The sequence below is a fragment of the Mesorhizobium sp. B2-4-14 genome (assembly GCF_006442155.1).
Taxonomy (GTDB): domain Bacteria; phylum Pseudomonadota; class Alphaproteobacteria; order Rhizobiales; family Rhizobiaceae; genus Mesorhizobium.
In genome coordinates, this window is sequence record NZ_VFVA01000008.1 from 41578 (window position 1) to 66309 (window position 24732).

The following is a 24732-nucleotide window of genomic DNA, read 5'->3' on the forward strand; positions in this document are numbered from 1 at the left end:
CCCCGTAAAACGGGGAGAGAGGGGCTGGCCGCAACGCCGGCGCCTTCCTGCAACGCTGAAGATTGGCGAAATCGCCGATGACAGCGCCCCTCTCCCCGCCCTATACGGGGAGAGGATGCCGGCAGGCAGGTGAGGGGCAGCGCCGACGACGACCGTCACGCATAATCGCCCATGGCGCGGCAGAACTACTTCCGCGCTTTCGACTTGTTCAAGGCGATGGCGGCGCGCACCAGTGCCTTGAAAGCGTCCTCGTTGATCTCCTCGCCCTGCTGGAAGTCGATGGCGCGCCGCGTGTTGCCTTCGAGGCTGGAGTTGAACAGCCGCGAGGGGTCGGGCAGCGCCGCGCCCTTGGCGAAGGTCAGCTTGACGACGCTCTTGTAGGTCTCGCCCGTGCAGATCATGCCGTCATGTTCCCACACCGGAACGCCGCGCCATTTCCACGTCTCGACCACGGCGGGGTCGGTCTGCCGGATCAGGGCGCGCAGCCGCCCCAGCATCTCGCCGCGCCAGTCGCCGAGTTCCTTGATCCTGCCGTCGATCAGTTCGGAGGCGGATTTGCTCTCCTGCGATCCGGTGGTCGTCATGCCGTTTCTCCTTTGCGCCTGATAAGTAGAACGCTCACATCCGCTCGCCAGGCAGTTGGCTGGCCTGCTTCACCCAGGCGCTGAACTGGGCCTCGTCGAGCGGGTCGTCCTCATGGATGTTGAGATAGCGCGTGTCCCGGCTCTTGGATTGGCCCGGCGGCACCGGCTCCAGCGACTGGCCGCGGAAGAAAGCCACCTTGATGTACTTCGTGAAGCAATGGACGCCGAGGAACCAGCCCTCGCCTTCGATGCCATAGAGCGGCGAGTTCCACTTGACCGCCTTGTGGACGCCGGGCACGGCGCGCTCGACGAGCGCGTCGAGACGTTGGCCCATCTCGCGCTTCCAGCCGGGCATGGCCGCGATATAGGCCTGCACGGGAGCATCGCCATAGCCCTTGGCGACCTGCGGACTGCCGCCGGAAAGCAGCTTCGGCTGAGCTTCGTCGGCGGAATTGGTCGACTTGGGCTTGGTCGACTGGGGTTTGGTCGACTGGGCCATGCCCTCACACTCCTATCCGGTGGCCCTCTGCGCGGCGCGTCCCTTCGCAACATAGGGCAGCACGAACATATAGAGGCCGCTGAACAGCAAAAGAAAGAGTGGCGGGAGTGGCGAATAGACCACCCAGGCCGGCGGCTGCCCAAAGGCCATGGTGGCGAAGTTCGCGGCGACGGTTGCCGTAAAGATGATCGACAGCCAGCGATGCGTTTGCCGGATCCACTTGCTCCAGTCCAAGACGACCTCCTTTGGAAACATGCTGAAATCGGCCGCTGCTACCAGCGCGCCAGCTGGGTGATCTGGATGAGATTGCCGCAGCCGTCATCGAGCTGCGCGATGGTCGAGCCGGTCACCTCGGTCGGCGGCATCTTGAAACTGGCGCCGCGCGCCGCAATGCGCTCGCACTCGCCCTTGACGTCGTCGGTGAAGAACATCACCGCGGGCTGGCCCTGCTGGAAGATGGCCTGCTGATAGGCTTTGGCCGCCGGATTGTCGTTGAGCGCCAGCTGCAGCTCGGTGCCCTCGGGCTCGTCTGGCGAGGCGACCGTCAGCCAGCGGAACGGCCCGTTGCTGAAATCGGCCTTCTTGGTCAGGCCGAGCACGCCGGTGTAGAAGGCAAGCGCCTTTTCCTGGTCGTCCACGTAGATGCTGGTCAGTTTGATCTTCATCGTAATCCTCCATAGGTCTTGCTGGCGGTGGACCGCCCGGTGAAATCAGTGTGGCGTTCAATCGGCCGGCGGACCTCAGTCCGTCCGGTCAAGAAGTTGTTCCAGCTTCTCGAGAAGCTGCGGCCATCCCACCTTGGCGCCGCCATAGGCCCGCCTTTGATCGGGCCGGAAGCCGGACTGCTCCATACGCAGATGGGTTCCCGTGGGTGTCGGGGTGAGCGTGAAGGTCACCACGCTCCGCAGATCGAAGGCCGGATCGTGATGCGCGAGGTTCCAGGTGTAGGACAGCGTCTTGTTCGGCTCGACGGCCAGCACCTCACAGTCCAGCACGCCGCCCCAATCGGCGCTGATGTTGAAGCGATGGCCGACAGCTGGCTTGAAATCATTCTTCATAAGCCACTCCTCGATCAGGTGCGGTTGCGTCAGCGCGCGCCAGAGCTTTTCGGGCGGATGGGAAATCTGGCGTTCGACGACGACCGTGCGGTTTTCCGTGGCACTATCGTTCACTGGTCCATCCTCTTGAGCAAATCTTCCAGGTCATCGAACCGGCTCTCCCAGAACCCCGCCATCTCGCGTGTCCAGTCCATCAGCGGCGCAAGCGCGCCAAGCTGCGCGCTGTAATGCGTCTGGCGGCCTTCATGGCGGTCGCGCACCAGCCCGGCCTGCTTGAGCACGCCGAGATGTTTCGACACCGCAGGCTGTGAGACGCCGGACTGGCTTGTCAGCGCCCCAACTGTCTGTTCTCCTTGCCGGCACAGCCGTTCGAAGATCGCCCGCCTGGTCGGGTCGGCGAGCGTCCTGAAGAGCATGTCGTGGGCATCCGGCATTTGCAATCCATAACCCGATGGCTATTGGTTAATGTATAACCACAGAGATATATGTTCGTCAAGGGGTAGACTGAAGTGGTGCGCCACGCTGTGCACCTCGATCGTCGAGGGCCGCTACGGCGATATCTCAGGACTTCGCCTGCTGACAGGCGACATCATGGATTGGCGGAAACATCAATCGCTTCGTCATCCTGGGGCGTAGCAAGGAGCGCAGCGACGCAGCGGAGACCCCAGGATCCATGCCGCGATTTTAGAGCGTTGCAACGGTCTAGAATTCTGCTCCGCTGCACTCCACGGCAAAGGTCGCGGCATGGATCCTGGGGTCTCCGCGACGGAGCTTCGCTCCTGCTTCGCCCAGGGATGACGACTTTGGAAAGCTTCGGCTGATCTCTCGCCAAGGCAGGCGATCCGTCGCTAGACGGTGCCGTGCGTGCGGCCGATCTCCTGCGCCACCAGTTCCTGCAGCTGCCACAGATTGCGGTCGCGAATGCCGCAGGCCTCGAGATGGCGGATCGTCTCGAACAGATATTCGGCGCCCGACCCCCAGTGCCCGACGGCGCGGGCGAGCGTCGCCGCGACCGCAGGCTTGTCGAGCTTGCCGGCGTAGCGCGGATTGGAGGGATCGACGACGAAGCCGAGCGCCCGGTCTGCCCCACCATCGGTGGTGACCCGCAGCCAGCGCGGCACGTTGACGGCGGGCAGGATGGTCATCTCGCGTCGCAGCAGCGCCTCCAGATTGGCGGCGATCGGCTCCGCGATCTCGAACACCATGCCCTGGCACTGGCCGCCGCGGTCGAGCGCCATCATCAGGCCAGGTTGCTCGAGCGTGCCGCGAAAGCGCTGCACGGTGAAGCAGAACGATCGGTGCCAGCCTCTCGCCACCGCCCGTTCGCCACCCCTCACCTCGCCGGCCGGCTTCCACAGCAGCGAGCCATAGGCGAACAGCTTCAGCGGCCCCGGTGGCGCGCTGGCCAGGATCTCGTCGCGGAACCGCGCATAGTCGGCGTCGCGCATATAGACCATGCCCGGTGTCGGCCCGGCATCCTCGACCACGCGCAAGGTGCGCGCCACCAGCGCCTCGGTCAGCGCCATCGGCGACTTGCGCGGTACGGACTTTCGCGGTGTGGTGGAAATGGCCTTGCTCATCCTTGCGCTCCCAGCCTTGCCGGCATGTTGCCGAAGGCTGGGAGATTCTCAAGAGGGCCGTGCGGCCGGTGGCGAAATCCGCCGGCTGATGCCGGACGTGCGCGGCGCGCCCGCCCGGCTGGGTCTGCTCTAGTGCTTGGTGCTCTTGCCGCCGATGGGGATGCGCTTCGCCTTGCTCTGCGCCTTCTCGGACTTCGGCAAGGTCACGGACAGGACGCCGTTGCGGAAATCGGCCGCAACCTTGTCCTCTGCGACTTCGAAGCCGATCGGGATGCGACGTTCGAAGCGGCCATAGAACCGCTCGGAGAACTGGCGCTCCTTGTCGTCGGTTTCGGCGTGTTTTTCGCCCCGCAACGTCAGGACGCCGTCATCGAGCAGCACCTCGATGTCCTTCTCGTCCATGCCGGGTATCTCGGCTGTCACGCGGACCTCCTTGTCCGTTTCGGTGATTTCCATGCTGGGCCAACCGGGGCCGGCCGAAGAGAACCTGCCCATGGAGGGAAGCCGCGAATTGAAGCCGCGGAACATGTCGTCGACCAGGCGGCTCATCTCGCGATGCAGGCCCATGAACGGGTCCCGGTCGTCTTCGCGAAAGAGGGTCGGAGACTGGCTGGTATCGCGGCCCCACGGCATGAGATCACGAATGGTCATTGCACTTTCTCCTTTCTTGATCCTGTTTCTAGTACGCTTGCATGCTCTGGCTGCCATGCTCCGGGGGGACAATGCGCCGTCAGACGCAGGCATCGCTGCCGACCCCATTTGCGCTCGCTGTTTTCGCCCTGCTTTTGGTCCGATCCGCTCCACCTTTGGGAACGCTTTTGCCCGGTCGCGGTCCTCGCGAGGCGTCACCGCCTCCGGCACATGATGCCCCGAGTTCGATGGTCACAAAACCATCGCCCGACGCCGCCGCCCACGAAGCTGGCGCGCGTCCGCACCGGCCCCATCTGGCGCCGGCACGGTCGATCTGGGGTCCGTTGCGGCGGGTTCAAGACCTGGTAATGCAATGTGATCGTCGCCAGCGGCTGTCGGCGAAGGCGCCCGGCGAGACGATTCCAAAGCCGTGGCCACGCGCCCACCAGCGGCATCCGAGATCGACGGCCTCCATCCCAGCCTGGAACGGCAGCCGCGCGGCCTCGAAGCCAATCGGCGGCTCGCCGTGCCAATCCGTTCGCGGGGCGGCTTGCGGCAGGGAACGATGTTGCCGGCAAACGGTTATAGTCCTGGCCGGAGGATGCCATGAACGACGCGTCGGCAAAACCTGCGGGCCCCGTCCTGTCATCGACGGAGCGCGTGAACACGCTGTCGCATTTCCACCGCGCCGAGATCGCGCGCATGGCTGGATGGCGCGATCGGCTCGACAGGACGACCAACTGGGCGATCACCGTGGTGGCGGCGATGCTTTCCGTGTCGCTGTCGGCGGCCAGCGCGCATCATGGCGTGCTGCTGTTCGCCATGCTGCTGATCCTGCTGCTTCTGTGGATCGAGGCACGCCGCTACCGGTTTTTCGACTTCTACCGGTCTCGCGTGCGTCAGTTCGAACGCCACTATTTCGCGCAGATCTTCTCCCCACAACCCGATTTCGCCTCGGATTGGCTGCTTATCGTTGGCGAAGGCCTGCGCGCGCCGAAGTTCCTGCTGTCTCATCGCGCAGCCCTGGCGCGTCGCCTGCGCCGGAATTACATCTACCTGTTCCTGATCCTGCTGCTGGCATGGGTGCTGAAGATATCAACGCCCAGCCTTCAAACCGTGGGTGTGCGGACCGGCTTCGTCGGTTCGCTGCGCGAAGCGGTCGACAGCGCCGCCCTTGGCCCCATTCCCGGTGTAGCGATCGTGATCGTCGTGGCGGCATTCTATGCCAGCCTGTTCGCCATCGTCCTTTTCTCGGCCGCCGACGACGGCGAACTTTCCTTTGGCGACGTCCACGTCTGACGACAACGGCTGCAACGCAAACGCCGGCCGCGCGTTGTGATGGTCAGTCCGCAGCGGCGTTTGAGGGAGCCCATGAACCGTCAACCGGCAACGGCGTCACGCAGCGTTGTGGCCGCTGTCCTGCTGGCCATCCTTGCCCTGGCTCCGGCAAGCCGCGCCCTCGCCGCGCAGCCCGCCGGCCATGCCTCGGGCATGGGCGGCTCGGCCGAGGGGCTGTTCGTCGCCGAAATCGTCCTTCTGCTTCTGGTCGGGCGCGGGCTCGGCGAGATCTTCCAGCGCTACCGCCAGCCGGCTATCATGGGCCAGTTGATCGGCGGCATTCTGCTCGGCCCATCGCTGTTCGGCTTGATATGGCCTGGCGCCCAGCACATGATATTCTCCAGCGACCCCGCCCAGAAAAGCATGATCGACGCCGTCTCGCAGCTCGGCATCCTGCTGCTCCTGCTCTTGACCGGCATGGAGACGGATTTGCGCCTGGTGCGCCGGGTGGGTGCGGCCTGCTTCTCGATCTCGATCACCGGCGTCGTCGTGCCCTTCGTCTGCGGTTTCGCGCTGGCGCAATTCCTACCTGGCTCCCTGCTGCCCGACCCGACGCAACGCGTCGTCGCCGGGCTGTTCCTCGGCACCGCGCTATCGATCTCCTCGGTCAAGATCGTCGCCATGGTGGTGCGCGAAATGAACTTCATGCGCCGCAATCTCGGCCAGATCATCATCTCCTCGGCCATCATCGAGGACACGATCGGCTGGCTGATCATCGCCGTCACCTTCGGCATCGCCACCAATGGCAGCCTGCAGGTGCTGCCGCTTATCACCACGGTGGCCGAGGTGGCGCTGTTCATGGTGTTCTCCTTCACCATCGGCCGCCGTCTGGTGTTCACGCTGATCCGCTGGAGCAATGATTCTTTCCGCAGCGAATATGCCGTCATCACCGTCATCCTGATCATCATGGGCGTGATGGCCCTGATCACCAACCTGATCGGCGTCCACACGGTACTCGGCGCCTTCGTCGCCGGCATCCTGGTCGGGGAATCGCCGATCCTGTCCGACCACATCGAGAGTCAGCTGCGCGGCGTCATCACCGCGCTTTTCATGCCGGTCTTCTTCGGCATGGCCGGCCTGTCCGCCGACCTCACCGTGCTTGCCGACCCGACGCTGGCATTGCTGACATTGGCGCTGGTGGTGATCGCCAGCATCGGTAAATTCTCGGGCGCCTTCGTCGGCGGCCGGTTCGCCGGCATGTCGCTGAAGGAAGCGACCGCCGTCGGCAGCGCCATGAACGCGCGCGGCTCGACCGAGGTCATCGTCGCCAGCATCGGCCTGTCGATGAACATCCTCTCCCACGATCTGTTCACGATGATCGTCACCATGGCCGTCATCACCACGCTGGCCATGCCGCCCATGCTGCGCTGGGCGCTCGGCCGCCTGCCCGTCGGCAATGCCGAGAAGCAGCGCGTCGACCGCGAACTGCTCGACGAACGCGGCTTCGTCTCCAAGCTGGAGCGGCTGCTGCTTTTGGTCGACGACAGCCCGGTCGGCAAGTTCACCGCCTATCTGGCCGGGCTGGTCGGCGGCGGCAGCGGCATGCCGACCACGCTTCTTCATCTCGAGGGCGCGGAACTGCCCGGCCCTGCCCGCGAGAGAGGTCCCGAGCGGGCCTCGAACCAGGTCAAGAAGGGTGCCGCCAGGAGCGCCAGGGCCGTCAGCAAGGCCGAGGACACGCCCGTCGACAAGATGCATCTCACAGCCCGCACCCAACTTGAAGCCACCACCGAGACGATCGCCGCGGAAGCCCGCAAGGGTTACGGCCTCCTGCTCGTCGGGCTGGAGAACGCGCTGACCGACAACGGCACCTTCAGCGGCACGCTGAACGACATCACCAGCGGTTTCGACGGCCCGCTGTGCCTGGTGCTGAACGGCGCCAAGGACACCGGCAAGATGCCGATGCTGCGCGCCGGCGCAACGGTTCTGGTCCCGGTCAACGGCACCGAAGTCGCGCGGCGCGCCGCCGATTTCGCCCTCGCTTTGGCGCGTCCGCACCGAGCCCGCGTCAAGGTCCTCTATGTCTCGCAGGCCCGCAAGGGCAGCCCGCCAAGCTCGGTTTCGCACCGCCGCGAGGAAGCCGTGCTGAAGGACGTCGCCGATCTCGCCGATCGCTACGGCGTTACGGTCGACACCGCCATCCGCGCCCGCGCGACGCCCGACAGGGCCATCGCCAGGGAAGCGGCCAAGGGCGCCGCGATGGTGGTGATGGGTGTCACGCAACGGCCGGGCCAAGAGCTGTTCTTCGGCGACACCGCCACGGCGGTGCTGGCCGCCGTCGGCTGTCCGGTCGTGCTCCTGGCCAGTGAGCGCGCCAGGCGTAGCGAGGCCCAGGCCGAGGAGGCGAAAGCCGAGACCGGCGCCTGATCCATCTTCGCCGCGATTGTAATCCTATATGCCGAAGAATTGCCTGCCGATCATGTAGCCAAGCGCCACCACGACCAGCGGAAACAGTGCCGGCGCAACCTTGCCCAGCACGGAGCTCTGCTGCTCTTTCGCCGGCGTGTAGAGTGCATTGCCGAGATTCTTGGTCATTGCGTACCCCCGCGAAGCCATCCGTTTTTACACATGTCGTTATCCCAAAACCGCTGAGCACTTTTGGGTCGAATGTATTAGAAGGCGCTTATTTACAGCATGGCCGAATTAACGAGTTGCAAAGAAATTCGTTCGAATAGCCGAGCATTGCGCGGCGAGGCCTATTCCAGCCGACTCTCCGCAATCGTGTCTACCCCCGCATAATGCGATAGACAGTTGCATCACCCTCCACACCTCGAAGAGGCGCATCGAAAGCCACGACACGATGGCCCGCAAGCATTTCGCTAACCCCGGGCGCGGAATGGAGCGCCTCGGAAATGCAGACCTGTCCGGCGTCCGCCAGGGACTGCACGCGCGCGGCGACATTCACGGTCTGGCCGAAATAGTCGAGGTTGTCGTTGAGCGTCACGGCGATCGAAGGTCCACAGTGGGCGCCGATCTTGATGATGATCCCCGGCCCGTGATGATCGCTGTTGAAGCGATCGATTTCTTCAAAGATGTGGAGTGCGGCCGAAATCGCATCCGACGGCTGCGAGAATGCGGCCATCACGGCATCGCCGATCGTCTTGACCACCGCTCCGGAATGTTGCTGAACCGCCGCGTTGACCAAAGCGAAATGCTCGCGGACCAAAGCATAGGCGTTGAGGTCGCCCAGGCGCTCGTACATGGCGGTCGAACCCTTGAGGTCCGTGAACAGGAAGGTGATCTGCCGGATGCCGAGCCCCTCCTTCTCGTCGACACGTTCGGACCGGAAGAGCTGGCGGAAGGTTTGCCGCGCAAGCAGCGCTCCACCGGAAACATAAGGTTCGAAATCGAGCGCCGGCTTGGTAGTCAGCGCGACGAGCTCGGGCGGCCAGTTGATGACAAGCAACGAACCGCGTGCTGGCCCCCTGTTCGCGACCTCGATGACAATCGGACCAGGTGGCACGGCTGGCAGCGCCGGCAAGAAGCGTTTGCCGTCATAATCGATCTTCAGAAGTGTCGGCGCCAACGCCGGATCGCCTGATATTGGCACGGCGAATGCGGCCTGCGTCCGCACGTTGACGCCCGCGAGAGCGCCCGGTCCCAGGTCGGCGCGGAGCACCGTGGTGGTGCCGGGCGGCAGAAACGTCATGCCCCGAACGAAGCCGCGCAGAACGTCGAGAAAGCGAACGCCTTGCCCCGGCAGCCGCCCGTCATGTCCGAAGTGGAGCTTCCAGTGGAAATCCTCGACGGGCAGCGTCTCGGGATCGTGGTACGGCAGGCGCCGTAACTTCGGCGATACCGAGAAGGTGACCTCGATGAAGTCGTCGAGGTCGGTGTCGCCCGATACGTCGCACAGGCCGCAGACATAGTGGGTCTTCAGCGTGCGCAGGGCGCCGAAACTGTCGAGCACCATCCCGGACTGCGGACAGAGCACATCCCAGCTCATGTCGAACAGGCCACAGCGGGCGGCATGAAGGAAGAGGTCGATTGCTTCGGGCTCGGCGATTGCGCGGTCGCGCGCAAAGCTCCGCGGATTGACCCGATAGAGCGAGTGGTCGTCGGCATCCCTGATCAGCGTCTCGAATTTCGAGATGACGCGTGGGCTCCAGGCTCGCGCCTGCTCCACCTTGGTCATCTTGCTTTCGAGAAGACGATCGTTGATTGCCGTCATGCCGGATCCTCAACCTTGTCTCGCGACAGCCTACTAAAAAACGAGCGCGATGCGAATGGATGAATTCCTTTGTTGTACGACGGTCTGTCCAGGAGCCTCAGAAACGGCGGGCGGCGCACTGGAGCAGACGCCGTTCTTGAGCTGGCACATTGGCTCTGATGCGCTGGCCGGGCCGCGCTCGCCGAGAATTCCCAGGTGTCGGTCACGTTGCTGTGAAGCTGTAACAGCCAGTCGCCTCGGGGCGTACAATGATTTGTCATGGCGGGCCATCCCGGCGACGGGATCGGGCTTGTCGCCCATGGCAAGTGTTTGGGATCGAGCCGGAGGAGAAAGCCGATGCTGAAGCGCAACAAGGAGACCCAGCCTGACCAGGAGAAACTGGAGGCGCTGCTTGGAAAGATGATCGGCGATCTGGGCGCCATCACCACCGGAGCTGCGGTGCTGCTGGGCGACAGGCTCGGCTTGTTCGCGGCCATGAGCGGGGGCGGCGAGATGACCGCCGGACAGCTTGCCAAAAAGACCGGCACGCAGGAGCGGCTGGTCCGCGAATGGCTGTCGGCGCAGGCGGCGGCCGGTTATGTCGAATATGACGAGGCCGGCGACAGTTTCTACCTCAGCCCCGAGCAGGAGCAGGTTTTCGTCAACGAGGACAGCCCCGCCTTCATGGCCGGCGCGTTCGAGGCCGTCTCGACGCTGTGGCTCGACGAGGAGAAGGTGCGGGAGGCTTTTCGCTCCGGCAAGGGGCTGGGCTGGCACGACCACAGCGCCTGCCTGTTTCGCGGCACCGAACGCTTCTTCCGGCCAGGCTACAACGCCAATCTGATCGGCTCCTGGCTGCCGGCGCTCGACGGCGTTGTCGAGAGGCTGGAGAGCGGCATGGACGTCGCCGATGTCGGTTGCGGCCACGGCGCCTCGACGGTGCTGATGGCCAGGGCCTTCCCGAACTCGCGCTTTACCGGCTTCGACTATCACGCCCCGTCGATCGAGCGCGCCCGTGCCGCCGCGAAGGAGGCCGGCGTTGCCGGCAACACCCGGTTCGAGGTTGCGGCGGCCAAGGATTTCCCAGGCACCTACGATCTCGTCGCATTCTTCGACTGCCTGCACGACATGGGCGATCCGGAGGGGGCTGCCAGGCATGTGCACAAGGCGCTCAAGCCGGATGGTATCTGGATGATCGTGGAGCCCCTTGCCCACGACCAGCTCTCGGCCAACCTCAACCCAGTCGGCCGCATCTACTATGCCGCCTCGACCTTCATCTGCACGCCGGCCTCGCTGTCCCAGGAAGTCGGATTGGGGCTCGGCGCCCAGGCCGGCGAGGCGAGGCTGCGCAAAGTCGTGTCGGGTGGCGGGTTCAAGCGGTTCCGCCGCGCCACAGAAACCCCGTTCAACATGGTGCTCGAGGCACGCCCGTAAGGCCGGCCGGGCAAGGGAGGTCGCGGCTATGTCAAGAAACGCCTACGCCGGCAGCGTCGGCTCGGTGTTGGGCTCCAGCGCCTCTTCCGCCTCGTGATCCTCGCCCAGGATATCGCCGTGCACCACCAGCGGCCGGCCTATCCAGATCGGATCGACCAGATGGTCGCGCCTGGGGTTGGTCGTGTTCGGGTGGATGAGGATGCTCAAGCCCCGATGGTTCAGCATCAGCCACGGAACGAGTGACGCGAAAATCTCGTTGGCGAAGGAGACCTGGTACATCGCCTGGTCATGCGGGCCGACTTGTCCGTCATGCCAGTTGCCCAGGCGGACACGGAAACGCTCCCCGATGCGAAGACGCAGCCATTCGGCATGCTGCCGCTCGGTTTGCCCGTCATAGTAGATATGGGCGTGATAGCTGGCAATCTCGGCGAGCGGTCTTGGACTGGCGGCATCTTCGTTCACGTCAATGTCCTCCCTTGATGTTGGCGGCGCCCGGCGGAACTATACCCCAAGCACAGCGCCGGAGCCTGCCTTACCTGTCTTGCCGCAAAGACCTCTCGATATCGTGTATGGCCGCCACCTGGGACTTACCCTATCAAATAGACAGCATTTGCCCATTCAGAGTTCCTGGACAGCCATGTCCGGGAAAGAAATGTTGTCGACACATTGCTGGGAGGGAATGGGGGATTCGACAGGCACTCCGGAAGCCGCCAGTGATCCCTGAGGATTTTGGGCGCGACGGTCGGTGCTTGAGGACGAGAGCGTTCCAGGGCGGCGCAAGGGCGCGCTGAACGGGCGGCGTCCGGGTCCATCATCTTCAATCCTGCAATCAACGCGGACCACTGAGCGGGGCTGGTCGAATGTCGTTTGTTGTATTTGCACTCGTCATCGCCTTCATTCTTTGGCAGCGGCTGGGCAAGAGCAGGCGCCCGGCGAGAGCCTTGCAAGCCGAGGCCGGCGGCCCCGCTTCGCCATTGCTGGACCTTGCCGGCGACGCTCAGGGTGAGGCAATACGAGCCGACATTGCAGGACTGGTCTCGAAGTTCCTTGGCCAGAACGGCCAGGAGCTGATCGGGCAGGCTGTCAGCCGCGCCATTCAAGAGTCCACGGTCGGGACAGGTGTCGGCCTCGGTTCCGCCGGGGCGATGGAGCCGATCAGGAAGACGGTTGCGCCAACGAGGACGGCATCGCCGGCGCGCGACAAGCGGCGGGCCAAGTACCTGCTCGATTGTGACGCCGGCCACCGCCAGCGCACCGACCGAACCGCCCGGCTTCAGCAATCATTCAGGGGCAAGGGCCTCTGTTCGCCGCGCTAGGCGCGCCGCGAGGATCTGGGCACGCGCTCCGCGCGCCCGTACGAGGAGGGAATTCGAAATGGCGATCACCAGGCAGGTAATCACGTCGCTGCAGCGCGATGGCACGGATGCGCTCGGCACCCGGACCGTAGCGATGAAGATCGTCGACGAGAGCATCGTTTCCGGCTCGCTGCTGACCGTCGAAAGCAACCATTTCTGTATCCTGAAATCGCGCGGCGCGGTGCTCAACGTCTACGAGACCGGCCAATATCAGCTCCAGACACCGGACAAGCCGCTGGTCGGATCGGTCGTCCAGGGTTTCTTCGGCGGATCGTCGCCCTGGGTCTACGAGGTCATCTACATCAACCGTTCCAAGCTTCTGGTGCGCAATGAGGGCATCGCGACCAGCGCCGAGATGGCGGAGATGTCCTATGTCGTCGACTACTACATCCACATCGACAGCAAGCAGGAAGCGCTCGATCTCATCACCCACATGCCTTTCGCGGGCGCGGTGATCGATACGAAGGAAATCGCCGACTATGCCGGACCCGCCATCGAGCAGGCGATCAACCAGATCATCCAGGTCACCAAGATGGAGAACATCAACGAACGGATCAGCGATGTCCGCGAGGCGGTGAAGCTGCACCTCACCGATTTCCTCAAGGTCTACGGCATCATGCTCAACGACCTCAAGGTCCTGATCATGCCGCGCGACGAGCGCATGCGCGAACTGATCTCGCTGCAGGCGATCGGCTTGAGCCCGATCGAGGCGGTGCGCTATTATCTGGCGTTGCGCATGGCGGACAAAGGCTTGGTTTCCGCACCCAACGCCGCCGCCGGCGTGCCCTTCAATATTGGCGGCCAGCCCACGGGCTTCTATCCGCTCGGCGATGAGGTGGGCGCGACAAGATGAGCCGCTTCTACGAGGTCGGACCGCTCGCCAAGGTCGGGATCAACCTGTTCTACGGCTATGGCTACAATTTCTACCGCCAGGAAAACCAGCTCCGCGCGGACGACCAGCGGGTGCGCCAGATGGCGTCCTCGCTGCTGGCGCGCGCCCGGGCGGCCGTCGACGAGGCCGAGGGCCGGTACCGCCGCGAGAACATCCAGCCGCCTTCGCGAGCCAATCCGTTCCCCGATCCCGGCATCGTCGCCAACGCCCAGGCGCTCGAGCGGCTGGGGCGCGAGGTCGGCGCGCTCGAAGGGCAGATCCGCCATCAGCCGGTGCCGGAAAATGACCGCATGACCCAGCGCTACCGGTTGGAAGCCGCAACGCTCGCCGCCCTGGCGGAGAAGGACGCGGTGCTCGTCGGCCAGGCCGACCTCTTGCGATCGATGGTCGAAGGTGCTGCCGGCGATGCGATCCTGGCCAACAGACGCGAGATCGAGGACGGCATCGCCGCCATCACGGCGACGTTGCGCGACCGACAATCATTCTTGTCGTGAAGTAGCGGAAACCGCGCCTACCTCAACGAAATGCTCATCCCGCTGAGATCGGCGTTGACCTGCAGCCCGACCTGCCTGCCTGTGAGTTGCAGCTCGGCGCCCTTGTCATTGGTCATGACGATCACCTGGGCGCCTCTGCCGACCGCGCCGCCGCCGCCCGCCGCGCCGTAGACCCCGGCCACGTCGCGGGCGCGCCTGATGTGGCGCACTGTGCCCTGGAAATAGGTCTTGGACACGCCGAAGGCGAGACCGCCCGAGACACCGCCGATCGAGATGGGATAGCGGCGGCCATGGAAGGTCAGCGTGCCTTCGCCTCCGGAGCCACCGACGAAGAAGGCCGCCTTGTAGACGGAGAAGCGGATGGTGCCGCTGTCGGCATGCGCGGCGCTGGCAAAGCCCACGCCCGCAACGGCTATCGCGGCAACCGCGACGGAACGAACCCTGGACGAAATGTTCATGATGAAGCTCCTCAAGATCGCCGCTTATCCAGTCGGCCGGCACGTCAGCATCAAAGTCAAGGCTAAACAGTCTGGCCCGCCATTGGTTCCAGCAAGCGCCCGAATCCGGCTTTGGCCAGAACCCGGCTTGGGAAGGCCGCAGCGAAACAAGGCGGCCTGACCATTTGGCCTGCAAAATGCCAAGCTGGCGACGCTTCCCGAGCCAGTCAGGGACCGTCAGCAGCCCCCGGCCAATGCCCGCGGCCGATCGAGGGCTGGCCACACTGGCTGGCGCCGCCCGGGATGAGGGCGCGCCCGGTTCAACGGCGTCGAAGCACCAGGAGATAGAAAGCTCCGAACACGCAGACGATCGCGATGTTCACGGCCAGCCGTTCCCAGAACCGGCCTCTGAGGAACAGAAAATCGGCCCCGACGATGACCACCACCATGCCCAGGACGTAAAGCGCGACTGCTGCACGGCTCATTGCTGCGCGGCCTCCTTTTCCCGGCCGCTGAACCAGATAGCGGGCTCGGAAGGCGCCGCAACGGTCCGGCTTGCTGCCCGGCAACCCCACCTCGCCTCCCGTGGCCCAAGGAATGGCGTGTTGCCTGCCTTTATTCGAGAAATGCACCGTAAACCGCTGAAATCCTTAACACAATTTTCATTCCACTGCCCTAACACCATGCAATGGCAAGGCATGACGAGCGGTGGTTTGCTGGTCCCACTCCCCAAGGGCAAAGCGAAGCCGTGGCAACGGGGATCCTCCGCGATCAGTTCGCTGATCTGAGGAAAGGGATCTTCATTTCCATGCCTGTCGGCATTGTGCTGTCGGCCCTGATCCTGGCTGTGCAGATGCTTTCCGGCGGCGGTCTGGCGGCGGTGCTGTGGTTTGCGGCGATCAGCATCATCAATTGCGCGCGCCTGGCGCTTGCCGCCGCCCAGCCGGACATTTCCGGGAGCGGGCCGAGGCCGGTCAGCGCCCGGTTTGCCCTCTACGGCGCATTGGCACTGGTGTCCCTTCCTGGCCGTGCTGGCGCACGGCTACACCACGGCCCAGGCGCCGCTCTATCTGATCGTGCTTGCGGGCCTGTCGGCCGGCTCGGTCACCTACTCGGCGTCATACGCACCGGCCGCGCTCAATTTCATGACGCTGCCGCTTCTGGCCGCCGCCGGATGCGTGCTGGCCAAAGGCGGCATCGAGAACGACATTCTGGCGTTCACCATTCTGCTTTTCCTCGCCGGAATGGTCAGAAGCGCGCTGATCGGACAGGCCCGCTTCCGCGAGACCAGCCGCCTCAAATACGAGGCGAGGGAATTCGCCGCCGAGATGGAGCGCAATTCCAGGCGCGATCCGCTGACGAATTTGCTCAACCGGTACGGGCTCGAACAGGCGATCGGCCAGCTGGGGCTTTCCGACGGCCCGTTCGTGGCCATGCTGATCGACCTCGACGGCTTCAAATCCGTCAACGACACCTATGGCCACAACATCGGCGACGATCTGCTGGTCAAGGTCGCGCGCCGCATTGAGACCCATGCCCCGCAAGGCGCCACGATCGCGCGCATCGGCGGCGACGAATTCGTGCTGCTCTTCCCCGCCTGCCAATCGGCGCCCGCGACCGACGCGCTTGCCTCCACGCTCATCGCGGCGATCGCGCAACCCGATCCGGCGTTGAACTCGGTGCGTGTCGGCGCCTCGATCGGCATCTACGTCTCGGACAGGCCGCGACTGACGGAGATGCTGCTCAGGGCCGATTTCGCCCTCTACGCGGCCAAGCGCAAGGGCCGGAACGAACACTGTCTCTTCGATGCCGGGCTCGACCAGGCGCTCGAACGCAAGCACCATATCGAGCGCGACCTGCGCGGCGCCATCGAGGCCGGCGCGCTCTGCTCATGGTTCCAGCCGCTGGTGCGCCTCGACACCAATGCGGTGGTCGGGTTCGAAGCGCTGCTGCGCTGGCGGCATCCGATCCACGGGCCGATTTCCCCGCCCGAGATCGTCACCGCGGCGCGCGAGACCGGCCTGCTGCCGCTGCTGACGGAAACGGTGTTCCGCAATTGCTGCGCCATGATCGAGGAGCTGGTGAAAGCTGGCCGCCGCGATGTCCGCGTCGCCATGAACCTGTCGCCGCGCGAGCTCGAGGCTGGTAATGTCGACGACATGATCCTGGGCCTGTTGAAGGCGAGGAACGTGCCGGCGGCGATGCTCGAAATCGAGATCACCGAGGAAGCGCCGGTCGATCGCGACAGGGTCGACGAAAAGGTCGGCCGCCTCGCCGATGCCGGCATATCGATCGTGCTCGACGATTTCGGCACCGGCTTTTCGACCCTGGTCGCGCTGAAGGACAGCCGGATCCGCAAGATCAAGATCGACAAGCATTTCGTGCGCGACCTCGCCAAGTCGGTCGAGGATCAGGCCCTGGTCAAGACGGTGATCGATCTCGGCCGCGCGCTGGGCATAGAGGTCATGGCCGAGGGCGTCGAGACGGACGCCGACCGCCTGATCCTGCGCTCGCTCGACTGCATGGTCGCGCAAGGCTTTCTCTTCTCGCCGGCCCTCCCCGCGCCCGAGGCGCTCGCCTTCCAGGCAGCCCGCTCCAGCAATTCGCTGGCGGAAGCCCTCCTCGATCCAGCTTCCCGCCGCAAGCCCCAAAGCGGCAGCGCGGCCTGAGTGCCGACATGATAGGGCGAGGCCTGCAACTGTGCCCGCCGCCTCAGCGGCGGCAACATGGCTTGCGAGCCGGCGTTTCGTCGTCCTCACAAAGTCATGGCTATGGCAAAATGGATTCTTGCGAAGGGGACCCCCACCCTAACTTGCCGGGGCGAGCCACGGGTCTCGCCCGTCCTTCGGACCCCCACAAAGGGGAGGGAACGCTGCCGCGCGCACCCCTACTTCCTTCATTGACGTCCAAAACATGCACAATTTGCCACGGATCAGCGTCAACGAGGGTCTCTCTCCCCCTTGTGGGGGTCCGAAGGACGGGCGAGACCCGTGGCTCGCCCCGGCAAGTCAGGGGGGGTACTCGTAGGGCGAAAGCCTCGGCCTCCCAACGCAATTGCCCTGCCCCTCGTGGGGAAGATACTCGTAAGGCGAAAGCATCGGCCGTAGGCGATTGCCTGCCCACAAATTAGAGGCCCCCGCCAAAGCCGCGATACTGAGAAAGCGCGCCGCCCTATGCGGTTGGCCACCTGCTTGGTAGTTTGCCGACCCGCATTGGAAAAAGACCGCATGAACACTCAAGCAATAGAAGCCGATACCCTGCCCTATCTGTCTTCGGCGTATCTCGACCGCCTGGCGATCTCGACGTCCGAAATGGTCGACGAGATCGAACGCCAGATCGCTGGCCAGAGGCGCGGCGAACTCTGGTGCGCGCCGAAGGCGGTCGTGCAGCCGGGCGACGACCGCTACATCATGGCCACGCTCGGCGTCGCCTCCAATCCGCCCGTGCTGGCCACCAAGTCGCTGGTCGTCAACCCCCGCAACGCCGGGCGCGACCTCCCCACGATCAACTCGCTGATCACGCTGCTCGACGCCGAGACCGGCCTGCCGCTTGCCCTGGTCGACGGCAATTGGGTGACGGAGAAGCGCACGGCCTCCTTGAGCGCCGTCGCCGCCAGGCGCATGGCGGCACGCGAGGCATCGTCCATCGCCTTCATCGGCTGCGGCGTGCAGGCGCGCGGCCACCTCGAAGCCTTCGCCGACCTCTTCCCCCTGCGCGAAATCCGCGCCTTCGGCCGCGGCACCGTCAACCGCGACGCGCTGTGCCAAATGGCGCAATCGCGAGGCCTGCAGGCAGTGCCATGCGACACGGCAAGGGCCGCGATCGAAGGCGCCGACATGGTGGTGACGTCGGTGCCCCTGGTGCCCAGACCCGCCCCCTTCCTCGACGCCAACTGGCTGAAGCCGGGCAGCTTCACCGTGATGACCGACCAGGCCCTGCCTTGGCTGCCCGAAACAATGCCCCGCTTCGACCGCGTCATCGTCGACGACCTGGAGCAGGAGAGGAATATGGCCAAACCGATGGTCGACCCCGGCCTGGTGGCCGGAGACCTGACGGGGTTGGTGTGCGGCGATTTTGCGGGAAGGCAGAGCCCGGGCGAGACGACGGGGTTTGTGTTTCGCGGGCTGGCTGTGGGGGATTTGGCGGTGGCGGGGTTGGTGTATCGAAGGGCAAGTGGGTGATCGAAGTATAGTGCAATTCCCCTCATGTGGACGACGCCGGCGCCCCCGGCTGCATCCCACACGCCTCCGCGCACAAGCACAGGTGTGAGTTTCGTTGGTGGCTCACAGTATCTACGTTCATCATTGGGGGCGCATGTAGCATCTAGACGATTTGTCTCTTCTGAATTGCCGGTTGTTGTGTGCAGGACACAGTTATCAACTTGGTAACCGTACGATGCTAATATAATGTATGGGGCATGAGCAAAAACTTAATGGGGAGTTACCAGTAGCCGATTTTATTGATCGGTGGTCAAATCTTGATGGCGGTCAAGAGCGCGCCAATTATTCCCTTTTCTTGGCTGAGCTTTGCGATGCGATCGAGGTAAAGCGGCCCGATCCAGCTTTGGCCGCACACGACTTCAACGACTATGTATTTGAACGGCGCGTCGAGCGAAAACGCCCAGACGGAACAACGGAAGCCGGCCGCATCGACCTCTATAAACGTGGTTGCTTCATTCTCGAAGCAAAGCAGAGCCGCCTCCGTGGTGGTAGGAAAGCGGTGCCGGAAGGCCAGGTGGACTTATTTGGCTCGACACAAAGCGGTCTTTCAGATACGGCGGCGTCAGGGCTCGATCACGTTATGGTCCAAGCCCGCCGACAGGCCGAGCGGTATGCAGCGTCGTTGCCTTCTAACCATCCATATCCCCCGTTTGTCATCGCCTGCGATGTCGGACGCGCTATCGAACTCTACGCCGACTTTTCCGGTCACGGACGCCACTACGCCCAGTTCCCCGATGCGCGACAGTTCCGCATCGAACTCGGCCAGCTGAAAAACCCCGAGACGCGAGACCTTCTGCGCGCCGTATGGGAACAACCTCAATCCTTGGACCCTGCACAGAGGACTGCGAAAGTCACTCGCGAGATTGCCGGCCAGCTCGCCGAAATCTCCAAGGCCCTTGAGGGGCGAGGCTTTGATCCTCGCAGCGTTGCGGTTTTCCTTATGCGATGCCTGTTCACAATGTTCGTCGAGGACGTAGGCCTCCTTCGCAAAAAAGGCTTTACGGAGCTTCTGACGAAATGCCTCGATGATCCGACACGGTTCACGTTCGAAATCGATGACCTCTGGCGTCACATGGATCGCGGGGACTATTCACCGGGTATCGGCGAGAGGCTGCTTCGATTCAACGGTAAGTTGTTTAAGAATGCCGCATCCCTTCCGCTGACGCAGGACGAGATACGTCTACTCCGCGACGCGTCGGATGCAGATTGGCGTGATCTGGAGCCAGCCATCTTCGGTGCACTGTTCGAGCAGGCATTGGACCCTCACGAACGAAAACGTCTGGGAGCGCACTATACGCCACGCGCCTACGTCGAAAGCGTTGTCGACGCGACCATCATAGAACCTCTGAGCAAAGACTGGATCGGCCATCAATCGGCTGCTGCGCGTGAACTCCGCGATGGTTCCATGGCGGCGGCCATTCGCGAGATCGAAGACTTCCTGCGCCACCTGGCCTCGGTGCGGGTACTCGACCCGGCATGCGGCACAGGCAACTTCCTCTATGTCGCCCTTCGTCGAATGAAGCAGTTGGAGGGAGAAGCGCTCAAGCAATTGCAGGACATCGGAGGCGACCAGGCAGTTGCTCGGATCGTGGAGATTTCAGTGAAGCCAGAGCAGTTCTTCGGCATGGAACTCAACAGACGAGCAGTCGAGATTGCCGAACTAGTCCTCTGGATAGGGTACATTCAATGGCACATGCGGACACGCTCCACAGTGCCCACCGAGCCTGTCCTGGGCAGCAGTGATCATGTTCATGCGAAAGATGCTCTGATTACCTGGTCGGGCTATCCCCATCTGCAACTCAAGCGTGACTCGCTGGGCAAGCCCGTGGCCGACGGTCAAGGCAACGAGATATACGTCTATCCAAACGCTATCCGCGCGGATTGGCCGGAGGCGGACTTTATCGTCGGGAATCCGCCCTTCATCGGCGGTAAGGATATTCGAGGGCGCCTCGGGGCCGGGTATGCTGAAGCCTTGTGGACGGCAAATCCGCAGATGAACCCTGCGGCGGATTTCGTGATGTACTGGTGGGACCGCGCGGCTGAACTGCTTGTAAAGAATGGAACCCGGCTACGTCGCTTCGGCTTCGTTACGACGAACTCCATAACTCAGGTATTTCAGCGACGCGTCCTTGAGCGGCATCTGTCGGGCACTTCGCCAGTTTCGCTTGTGCTTGCCATTCCGGATCATCCATGGACCAAGGCGTCCAAGGATGCTGCTGCGGTCAGAATCGCGATGACCGTAGCGGAAGCCGGCGAACGGTACGGTGTAATGCGGATCGTTACGCGAGAAGAAAACCTGGACACCGACGAACCTACAATTGAGTTTATTGAACGTGAGGGCAGGATAAATGCGGACCTGTCGATCGGGGCAAACACAGACAAGGCGGGAGACTTAGTTAGCAACAGCGCCATTGGCTACCGAGGCGTCCAATTGATGGGCGCTGGTTTCATCATCACGAAAGAGAAGGCCGTTCAACTCGGCTTTGGAACGCGATTAGGCCTCGATAAATATATCCGTGAATATCGAAATGGCAAAGATCTGACGACACGGCCGCGTGAGGTGATGGTAATCGACCTGTTTGGTACCTCTTCCGATGACGTTCGGCGCGACTTTCCCGAGGTCTACCAGCATCTGTTAGAGACGGTGAAGCCGGAGCGTGACCGAAATAACCGAGCCTCCTACAGGGAGAAATGGTGGTGGTTTGGTGAGCCTCGAAGGGAACTCCGGCCAGCAATCGAAGGTCTGTTCCGCTACATCGCCACAGCCGAAACGATGAAGCACCGGATATTCCAGTTCATTGATGGCCAAGTGCTTCCAGATAACAAGCTTGTAGTGATGGCACTCGATGACGCCTTCGCTCTCGGCGTACTTTCATCGCGCGTTCATGTGACTTGGTCATTGGCGGCGGGCGGCAGGCTCGGAATTGGAAATGATCCTGTCTATGTAAAATCTAAGTGCTTCGATCCCTTCCCCTTTCCTGACGCCAGCGCTGCCGCCCGCGCGGAGATTGGAGCTATTGCAGAGGAACTCGACGGGACACGCAAACGAGTCCTTGTCGAGCATCCCGACATAACCCTGACCGCGCTCTATAATGTTCTCGAAGCCGTTATGGTGGGTAGCCAACTATCCGGCAGGGAGCAGGATATTCGAAGCCGCGGCCGTGTTTTGATACTTCGGGAACTTCACGACCGGCTCGATTCCGCAGTTCTAAAATCATACGGATGGCAGGTGAATTGCGACGTTGAGCAAATCCTCGACGGCCTTGTCCGCCTGAACGAAATCCGGACTGCCGAAGAACGCCGTGGCTTCATCAAATGGCTACGCCCTGAATATCAAATCGATAGGATCGGCCCACTGGCGCACCGTGGCGACCGCATACAAGCTATCCTTTCCACGAAAGCAAGAAGCAAAAAGACAGCGTTCCCCGTAGCACGGCTGTCGCAGGCTCAGGTTGTGCTAGACATCATGGGCCGCGCAAAAGCGCCTCTTTCGGTTGAAGAAATTGCGGCGACGTTCTCCTTGTCAGAACAGACCATCATCGAAGTGCGAGACGTGCTTCAGTCCTTGGTACGGCTTGGCCAAGCGGAGAGTTCCGACGAAGGAAGAAGCTTCTTTCGTGCGGCTTAGGCTGCCGCGTCGCTTCATCCTGGGAGAACGATGGCAGCGGCTCAAGTCACGACGCCAACCAACGCTACTGCTGCAAGCCGTCACCGCCAACGTGCGGCAAACTAGTCGAATCCGGCGTGGCCATCAGTATGATCTCAACTCAAAAATCCTGAGCACTTGAATAGTCGCCCTCCTGATTATTGCAGCGCAGAAATTCGACACAAGAAAATATTTCGGAGCGCGTGCGTAGATTGCACTAGAAAGGTTCTTTCCACCAGACTATATGACAGCGGTGATTAAAGTCGATGCAATATTAAGAACTGGGGGGGCGGACTGTTGAAGATTGAAGTCACCATGGATACCGGCGGGTCCGCAACAGCTGGTGTGGACCGTGACGCGCTCGTCGCGAACATACAGGCGGAACTGGATAAACTTGCTTCAACCGCAGGCGCAAAGGCCCCTAAGCCCAAGGAGCGCCCGGCACCCCCAGGAGCACAGGGGGATCTTTCCGCACTTCATTGGATCATCGACATCGCCACTGATCCCGCTATGGCTAAGGCTTATGCCACAGCGCTCGTTTACGCCATCAATGAGATTATCGCTGCGGCTACCTCCAAGCAATCGGGCGAAAAGCCGGGGCCGAACGAGGAGATTGCGCGTGAAGAAAAGCCGGCTGTAAAGATCAAATTTTTGGGCAAAGAGGTGGCGTTGCCGGTCGCGGTCAACGTCATCAAGAAAATCCTCGAGTCGATCCAGAGTTAGTCATGATCGACCGTCGTGCGCTTATAGTCGGCAGCTGGAAAGCTGCGGGACGAACTATCCCTACCCCACAGAAAGTTTTGTCGTTGTTGGGGCGATGGCAGAAAATTTTCGACGAGGATCGGTACGAGTTTAGAGCGCTTGCCGACCGCGCGATGAAACCAGCCGCGCTTGAGAACCCATCTCGTGCCGATATCATCTCCCAGTTCGACAACGCCTCGGATATCTCAGATAATACCGAACTACTGGTGTACTTCGTTGGCCATAGCGTGAGTGAAGGGACTGACGATATACGCCTGATCCTTGATGTCGACAAGGACGGGAACAACCGTTTCATCCAGCTTCGCTGGCTACTCGACACAATTGCAAGTGAGCGCATTCGAAAACTCGTTATTATACTAGATACATGTCATGCAGGACGAACCGAACAGCAATTCCGCGCCGCTAATGGCAACTGGTTCGCAATGTTTGGAACCGGCGATGCTTACGCTTTCGAAGCGGCATTTTCTGACGCTGTGCTTCGCGCCCTTGAAGCTCCGATCAGAAAAAGCGATCAGCGCGTCGACCGCAGGCACGAAGGCATGACTTACAATAAGGTTTTCGAAAACGCCCGCGGTCGAATGATCTCGACCTTATCGCAAACACACTTATCTCAGATTCCTCGTGCATTCGGGGAATATGGGAATACCGTGCTTCTGGCGGCGCCCCGCCGCGTTCCAATCGGTTACAATCCCTTCGCGTCTGGCCGCAGCATTTACGGGCGAGTGTTCCGGTTGCTGCAAATTATTCAAGCGGGCCCTCTCTCGATGGGCAACCTAACGGCTGCAATCAGGTCTGATGCAAGTTTTCTGCTGCAGAGGGAGGAGGGCGGGGCATCCAGATACGTCTCCCCAGACCGCCTGAGAGAGTACTTGGAATTTTTGCGCACAGCGCGTTTCATCGTTCAGCCGAGCGGGGCTGTTCAACTCACTGACGTCGGTGTTCGCGCGTGCAATCCTGCCAGCTTCAATAGTGAGATCATGGCCGCCATTGAAGCGAATGTGTTCGCAGAAGGAATAACTTTCAGGTTTCTAGATCAGGTCGTTATGAAATTGCTGGAGGACTTGATCCCTCCAACTCCGATCAAGATCCGAGAGCGGGCCGCAATGCTGGGCAAGGCGATGAAGCTAGATGCGTCTACTCGCTTGGCACTATTGCTCCTGCCCTCAACCGGGCAATTTCTCAAGGGATCTGCCGATGCAATCTTCCCATCGGAGTTGGGTTAGGCTGCGTTAAAGAGCGGTTCGGAGGCTCGGGTAAAATTCCCCCTCACCCCCCGGCCAGTCTCGGCAGCAGAAATATCTCCGCCCCGGGCGGCAGTTCCTTCCCCCACGTATCGCGATAAATCACCCCGTCGATCGCCACGGCAATCCCGCGATCGATCCACGGCTCGAAGCCGGGATACTGTTCAGCCAGTTTCCTGAACAGCTCCCTGATGTCCTTGGCCTCTACTTCGACCTTGCTCTTGCCGCCAGCGAGTTGGCCGAGCGCGCCCCAAAGCGTGACTTCGACCATCGCTTAAGGTGTGCCGATATTCAAGTGAGGCCGGCCTGCGAACGAAGGCTTCCTGCGCTTCCGGTGCCCACATACGAAAAGTACGCTCCGCTCCGGTTCTCGCAAGCCGTCGTTCTCGATTCGTCCTGACTTGAATCTCAA

25 protein-coding genes are annotated in these 24732 nt (G+C 62.4%); 11 read left to right on the plus strand and 14 right to left on the minus strand.

Going from position 1 to position 24732, the window contains the following annotated elements:
* Positions 1-185: 185 nt before the first annotated feature.
* From FJ938_RS09740 to FJ938_RS09775, 8 genes are all read right to left on the minus strand, one after another.
* Positions 186-584 carry a DUF1801 domain-containing protein gene (locus FJ938_RS09740; protein ID WP_140693125.1) on the minus strand — a complete coding sequence of 133 codons (399 nt, stop codon included), beginning with the start codon at positions 582-584 and terminating at the stop codon, positions 186-188.
* A gap of 34 nt (positions 585-618) precedes the next feature.
* Positions 619-1083 carry a DUF1801 domain-containing protein gene (locus tag FJ938_RS09745; RefSeq protein WP_140693127.1) on the minus strand — a complete coding sequence of 155 codons (465 nt, stop codon included), beginning with the start codon at positions 1081-1083 and terminating at the stop codon, positions 619-621.
* A 12-nt stretch (positions 1084-1095) separates the two neighbouring features.
* Positions 1096-1317, minus strand: coding sequence for a hypothetical protein (locus FJ938_RS09750; protein ID WP_140611854.1), 222 nt, complete (start codon positions 1315-1317; stop codon positions 1096-1098).
* A gap of 38 nt (positions 1318-1355) precedes the next feature.
* On the minus strand, positions 1356-1748 hold the full coding sequence (locus tag FJ938_RS09755; RefSeq protein WP_140693129.1) for a VOC family protein: 393 nt from the start codon (positions 1746-1748) through the stop codon (positions 1356-1358).
* A gap of 75 nt (positions 1749-1823) precedes the next feature.
* The gene (locus tag FJ938_RS09760; protein WP_140693131.1) at positions 1824-2255 is read right to left on the minus strand and encodes an SRPBCC domain-containing protein; all 432 of its coding nucleotides are present in this window, start codon (positions 2253-2255) and stop codon (positions 1824-1826) included.
* Entirely contained in the window at positions 2252-2575 is a 324-nt protein-coding gene (locus tag FJ938_RS09765) for a metalloregulator ArsR/SmtB family transcription factor (protein WP_056570925.1), read from the minus strand. The genes FJ938_RS09760 and FJ938_RS09765 overlap by 4 nt, the downstream gene beginning before the upstream one ends.
* A 414-nt stretch (positions 2576-2989) precedes the next feature.
* The gene (locus FJ938_RS09770; protein WP_140693133.1) at positions 2990-3721 is read right to left on the minus strand and encodes a gamma-glutamylcyclotransferase; all 732 of its coding nucleotides are present in this window, start codon (positions 3719-3721) and stop codon (positions 2990-2992) included.
* 129 nt (positions 3722-3850) lie between these two features.
* Positions 3851-4372 (minus strand): Hsp20/alpha crystallin family protein, encoded by a 522-nt coding sequence (locus FJ938_RS09775; protein ID WP_140693135.1) that lies wholly within the window; start codon positions 4370-4372, stop codon positions 3851-3853.
* Between the two features lie 585 nt (positions 4373-4957).
* Between FJ938_RS09775 and FJ938_RS09785 the strand changes: the two genes are divergently transcribed.
* Positions 4958-5650, plus strand: coding sequence for a DUF2270 domain-containing protein (locus FJ938_RS09785; RefSeq protein ID WP_140611871.1), 693 nt, complete (start codon positions 4958-4960; stop codon positions 5648-5650).
* Between the two features lie 72 nt (positions 5651-5722).
* Positions 5723-8056 carry a cation:proton antiporter gene (locus FJ938_RS09790; RefSeq protein WP_246673243.1) on the plus strand — a complete coding sequence of 778 codons (2334 nt, stop codon included), beginning with the start codon at positions 5723-5725 and terminating at the stop codon, positions 8054-8056.
* Positions 8057-8080: 24 nt separating this feature from the next.
* Here FJ938_RS09790 and FJ938_RS09795 read toward each other — a convergent pair whose 3' ends face one another.
* Positions 8081-8224, minus strand: coding sequence for a hypothetical protein (locus FJ938_RS09795; protein WP_140693137.1), 144 nt, complete (start codon positions 8222-8224; stop codon positions 8081-8083).
* A gap of 190 nt (positions 8225-8414) precedes the next feature.
* Positions 8415-9860, minus strand: a complete 1446-nt coding sequence (locus tag FJ938_RS09800) for an adenylate/guanylate cyclase domain-containing protein (RefSeq protein WP_140611875.1) — start codon at positions 9858-9860, stop codon at positions 8415-8417.
* Between the two features lie 336 nt (positions 9861-10196).
* On the opposite strand from FJ938_RS09800, the gene FJ938_RS09805 reads away from it, so the two are divergent.
* Positions 10197-11273, plus strand: coding sequence for a class I SAM-dependent methyltransferase (locus FJ938_RS09805; protein WP_140693140.1), 1077 nt, complete (start codon positions 10197-10199; stop codon positions 11271-11273).
* A 42-nt stretch (positions 11274-11315) separates the two neighbouring features.
* On the opposite strand, the gene FJ938_RS09810 is transcribed toward FJ938_RS09805, so the two are convergent.
* Positions 11316-11735 (minus strand): DOPA 4,5-dioxygenase family protein, encoded by a 420-nt coding sequence (locus FJ938_RS09810; protein ID WP_140693142.1) that lies wholly within the window; start codon positions 11733-11735, stop codon positions 11316-11318.
* Positions 11736-12133: 398 nt separating this feature from the next.
* On the opposite strand from FJ938_RS09810, the gene FJ938_RS09815 reads away from it, so the two are divergent.
* The 3 genes from FJ938_RS09815 to FJ938_RS09825 are packed head-to-tail and all read left to right on the plus strand — an operon-like array spanning position 12134 to position 14014.
* Positions 12134-12589, plus strand: coding sequence for a hypothetical protein (locus FJ938_RS09815; protein ID WP_140693144.1), 456 nt, complete (start codon positions 12134-12136; stop codon positions 12587-12589).
* Positions 12590-12647: 58 nt separating this feature from the next.
* Positions 12648-13481, plus strand: a complete 834-nt coding sequence (locus tag FJ938_RS09820; RefSeq protein WP_140611881.1) for an SPFH domain-containing protein — start codon at positions 12648-12650, stop codon at positions 13479-13481.
* On the plus strand, positions 13478-14014 hold the full coding sequence (locus FJ938_RS09825) for a hypothetical protein (protein ID WP_140693146.1): 537 nt from the start codon (positions 13478-13480) through the stop codon (positions 14012-14014). Before FJ938_RS09820 ends, FJ938_RS09825 begins: the two co-directional genes overlap by 4 nt.
* 17 nt (positions 14015-14031) lie before the next feature.
* Here the strand turns inward: FJ938_RS09825 and FJ938_RS09830 are convergent, their stop codons facing one another.
* A complete protein-coding gene (locus FJ938_RS09830) occupies positions 14032-14472 on the minus strand; it encodes a hypothetical protein (protein ID WP_140693148.1) in 441 nt (146 codons plus the stop codon).
* Positions 14473-14771: 299 nt separating this feature from the next.
* Positions 14772-14936 (minus strand): hypothetical protein, encoded by a 165-nt coding sequence (locus FJ938_RS29380; protein ID WP_181169048.1) that lies wholly within the window; start codon positions 14934-14936, stop codon positions 14772-14774.
* A gap of 501 nt (positions 14937-15437) precedes the next feature.
* On the opposite strand from FJ938_RS29380, the gene FJ938_RS09835 reads away from it, so the two are divergent.
* From FJ938_RS09835 to FJ938_RS09855, 5 genes are all read left to right on the plus strand, one after another.
* Positions 15438-17120 carry a bifunctional diguanylate cyclase/phosphodiesterase gene (locus tag FJ938_RS09835; RefSeq protein WP_246673245.1) on the plus strand — a complete coding sequence of 561 codons (1683 nt, stop codon included), beginning with the start codon at positions 15438-15440 and terminating at the stop codon, positions 17118-17120.
* A gap of 558 nt (positions 17121-17678) precedes the next feature.
* Positions 17679-18632 carry an ornithine cyclodeaminase family protein gene (locus tag FJ938_RS09840; RefSeq protein WP_140693150.1) on the plus strand — a complete coding sequence of 318 codons (954 nt, stop codon included), beginning with the start codon at positions 17679-17681 and terminating at the stop codon, positions 18630-18632.
* A gap of 229 nt (positions 18633-18861) precedes the next feature.
* A complete protein-coding gene (locus FJ938_RS09845; RefSeq protein WP_140693152.1) occupies positions 18862-22299 on the plus strand; it encodes a DNA methyltransferase in 3438 nt (1145 codons plus the stop codon).
* A 315-nt stretch (positions 22300-22614) separates the two neighbouring features.
* Complete coding sequence (locus FJ938_RS09850; RefSeq protein WP_140693155.1) at positions 22615-23040, plus strand: hypothetical protein; 426 nt, start codon at positions 22615-22617, stop codon at positions 23038-23040.
* A gap of 2 nt (positions 23041-23042) precedes the next feature.
* Entirely contained in the window at positions 23043-24302 is a 1260-nt protein-coding gene (locus FJ938_RS09855) for a caspase family protein (protein WP_140693157.1), read from the plus strand.
* A 43-nt stretch (positions 24303-24345) separates the two neighbouring features.
* Here FJ938_RS09855 and FJ938_RS09860 read toward each other — a convergent pair whose 3' ends face one another.
* Positions 24346-24591 carry a MoaD/ThiS family protein gene (locus tag FJ938_RS09860; protein WP_140613542.1) on the minus strand — a complete coding sequence of 82 codons (246 nt, stop codon included), beginning with the start codon at positions 24589-24591 and terminating at the stop codon, positions 24346-24348.
* Between the last annotated feature and the right edge of the window lie 141 nt (positions 24592-24732).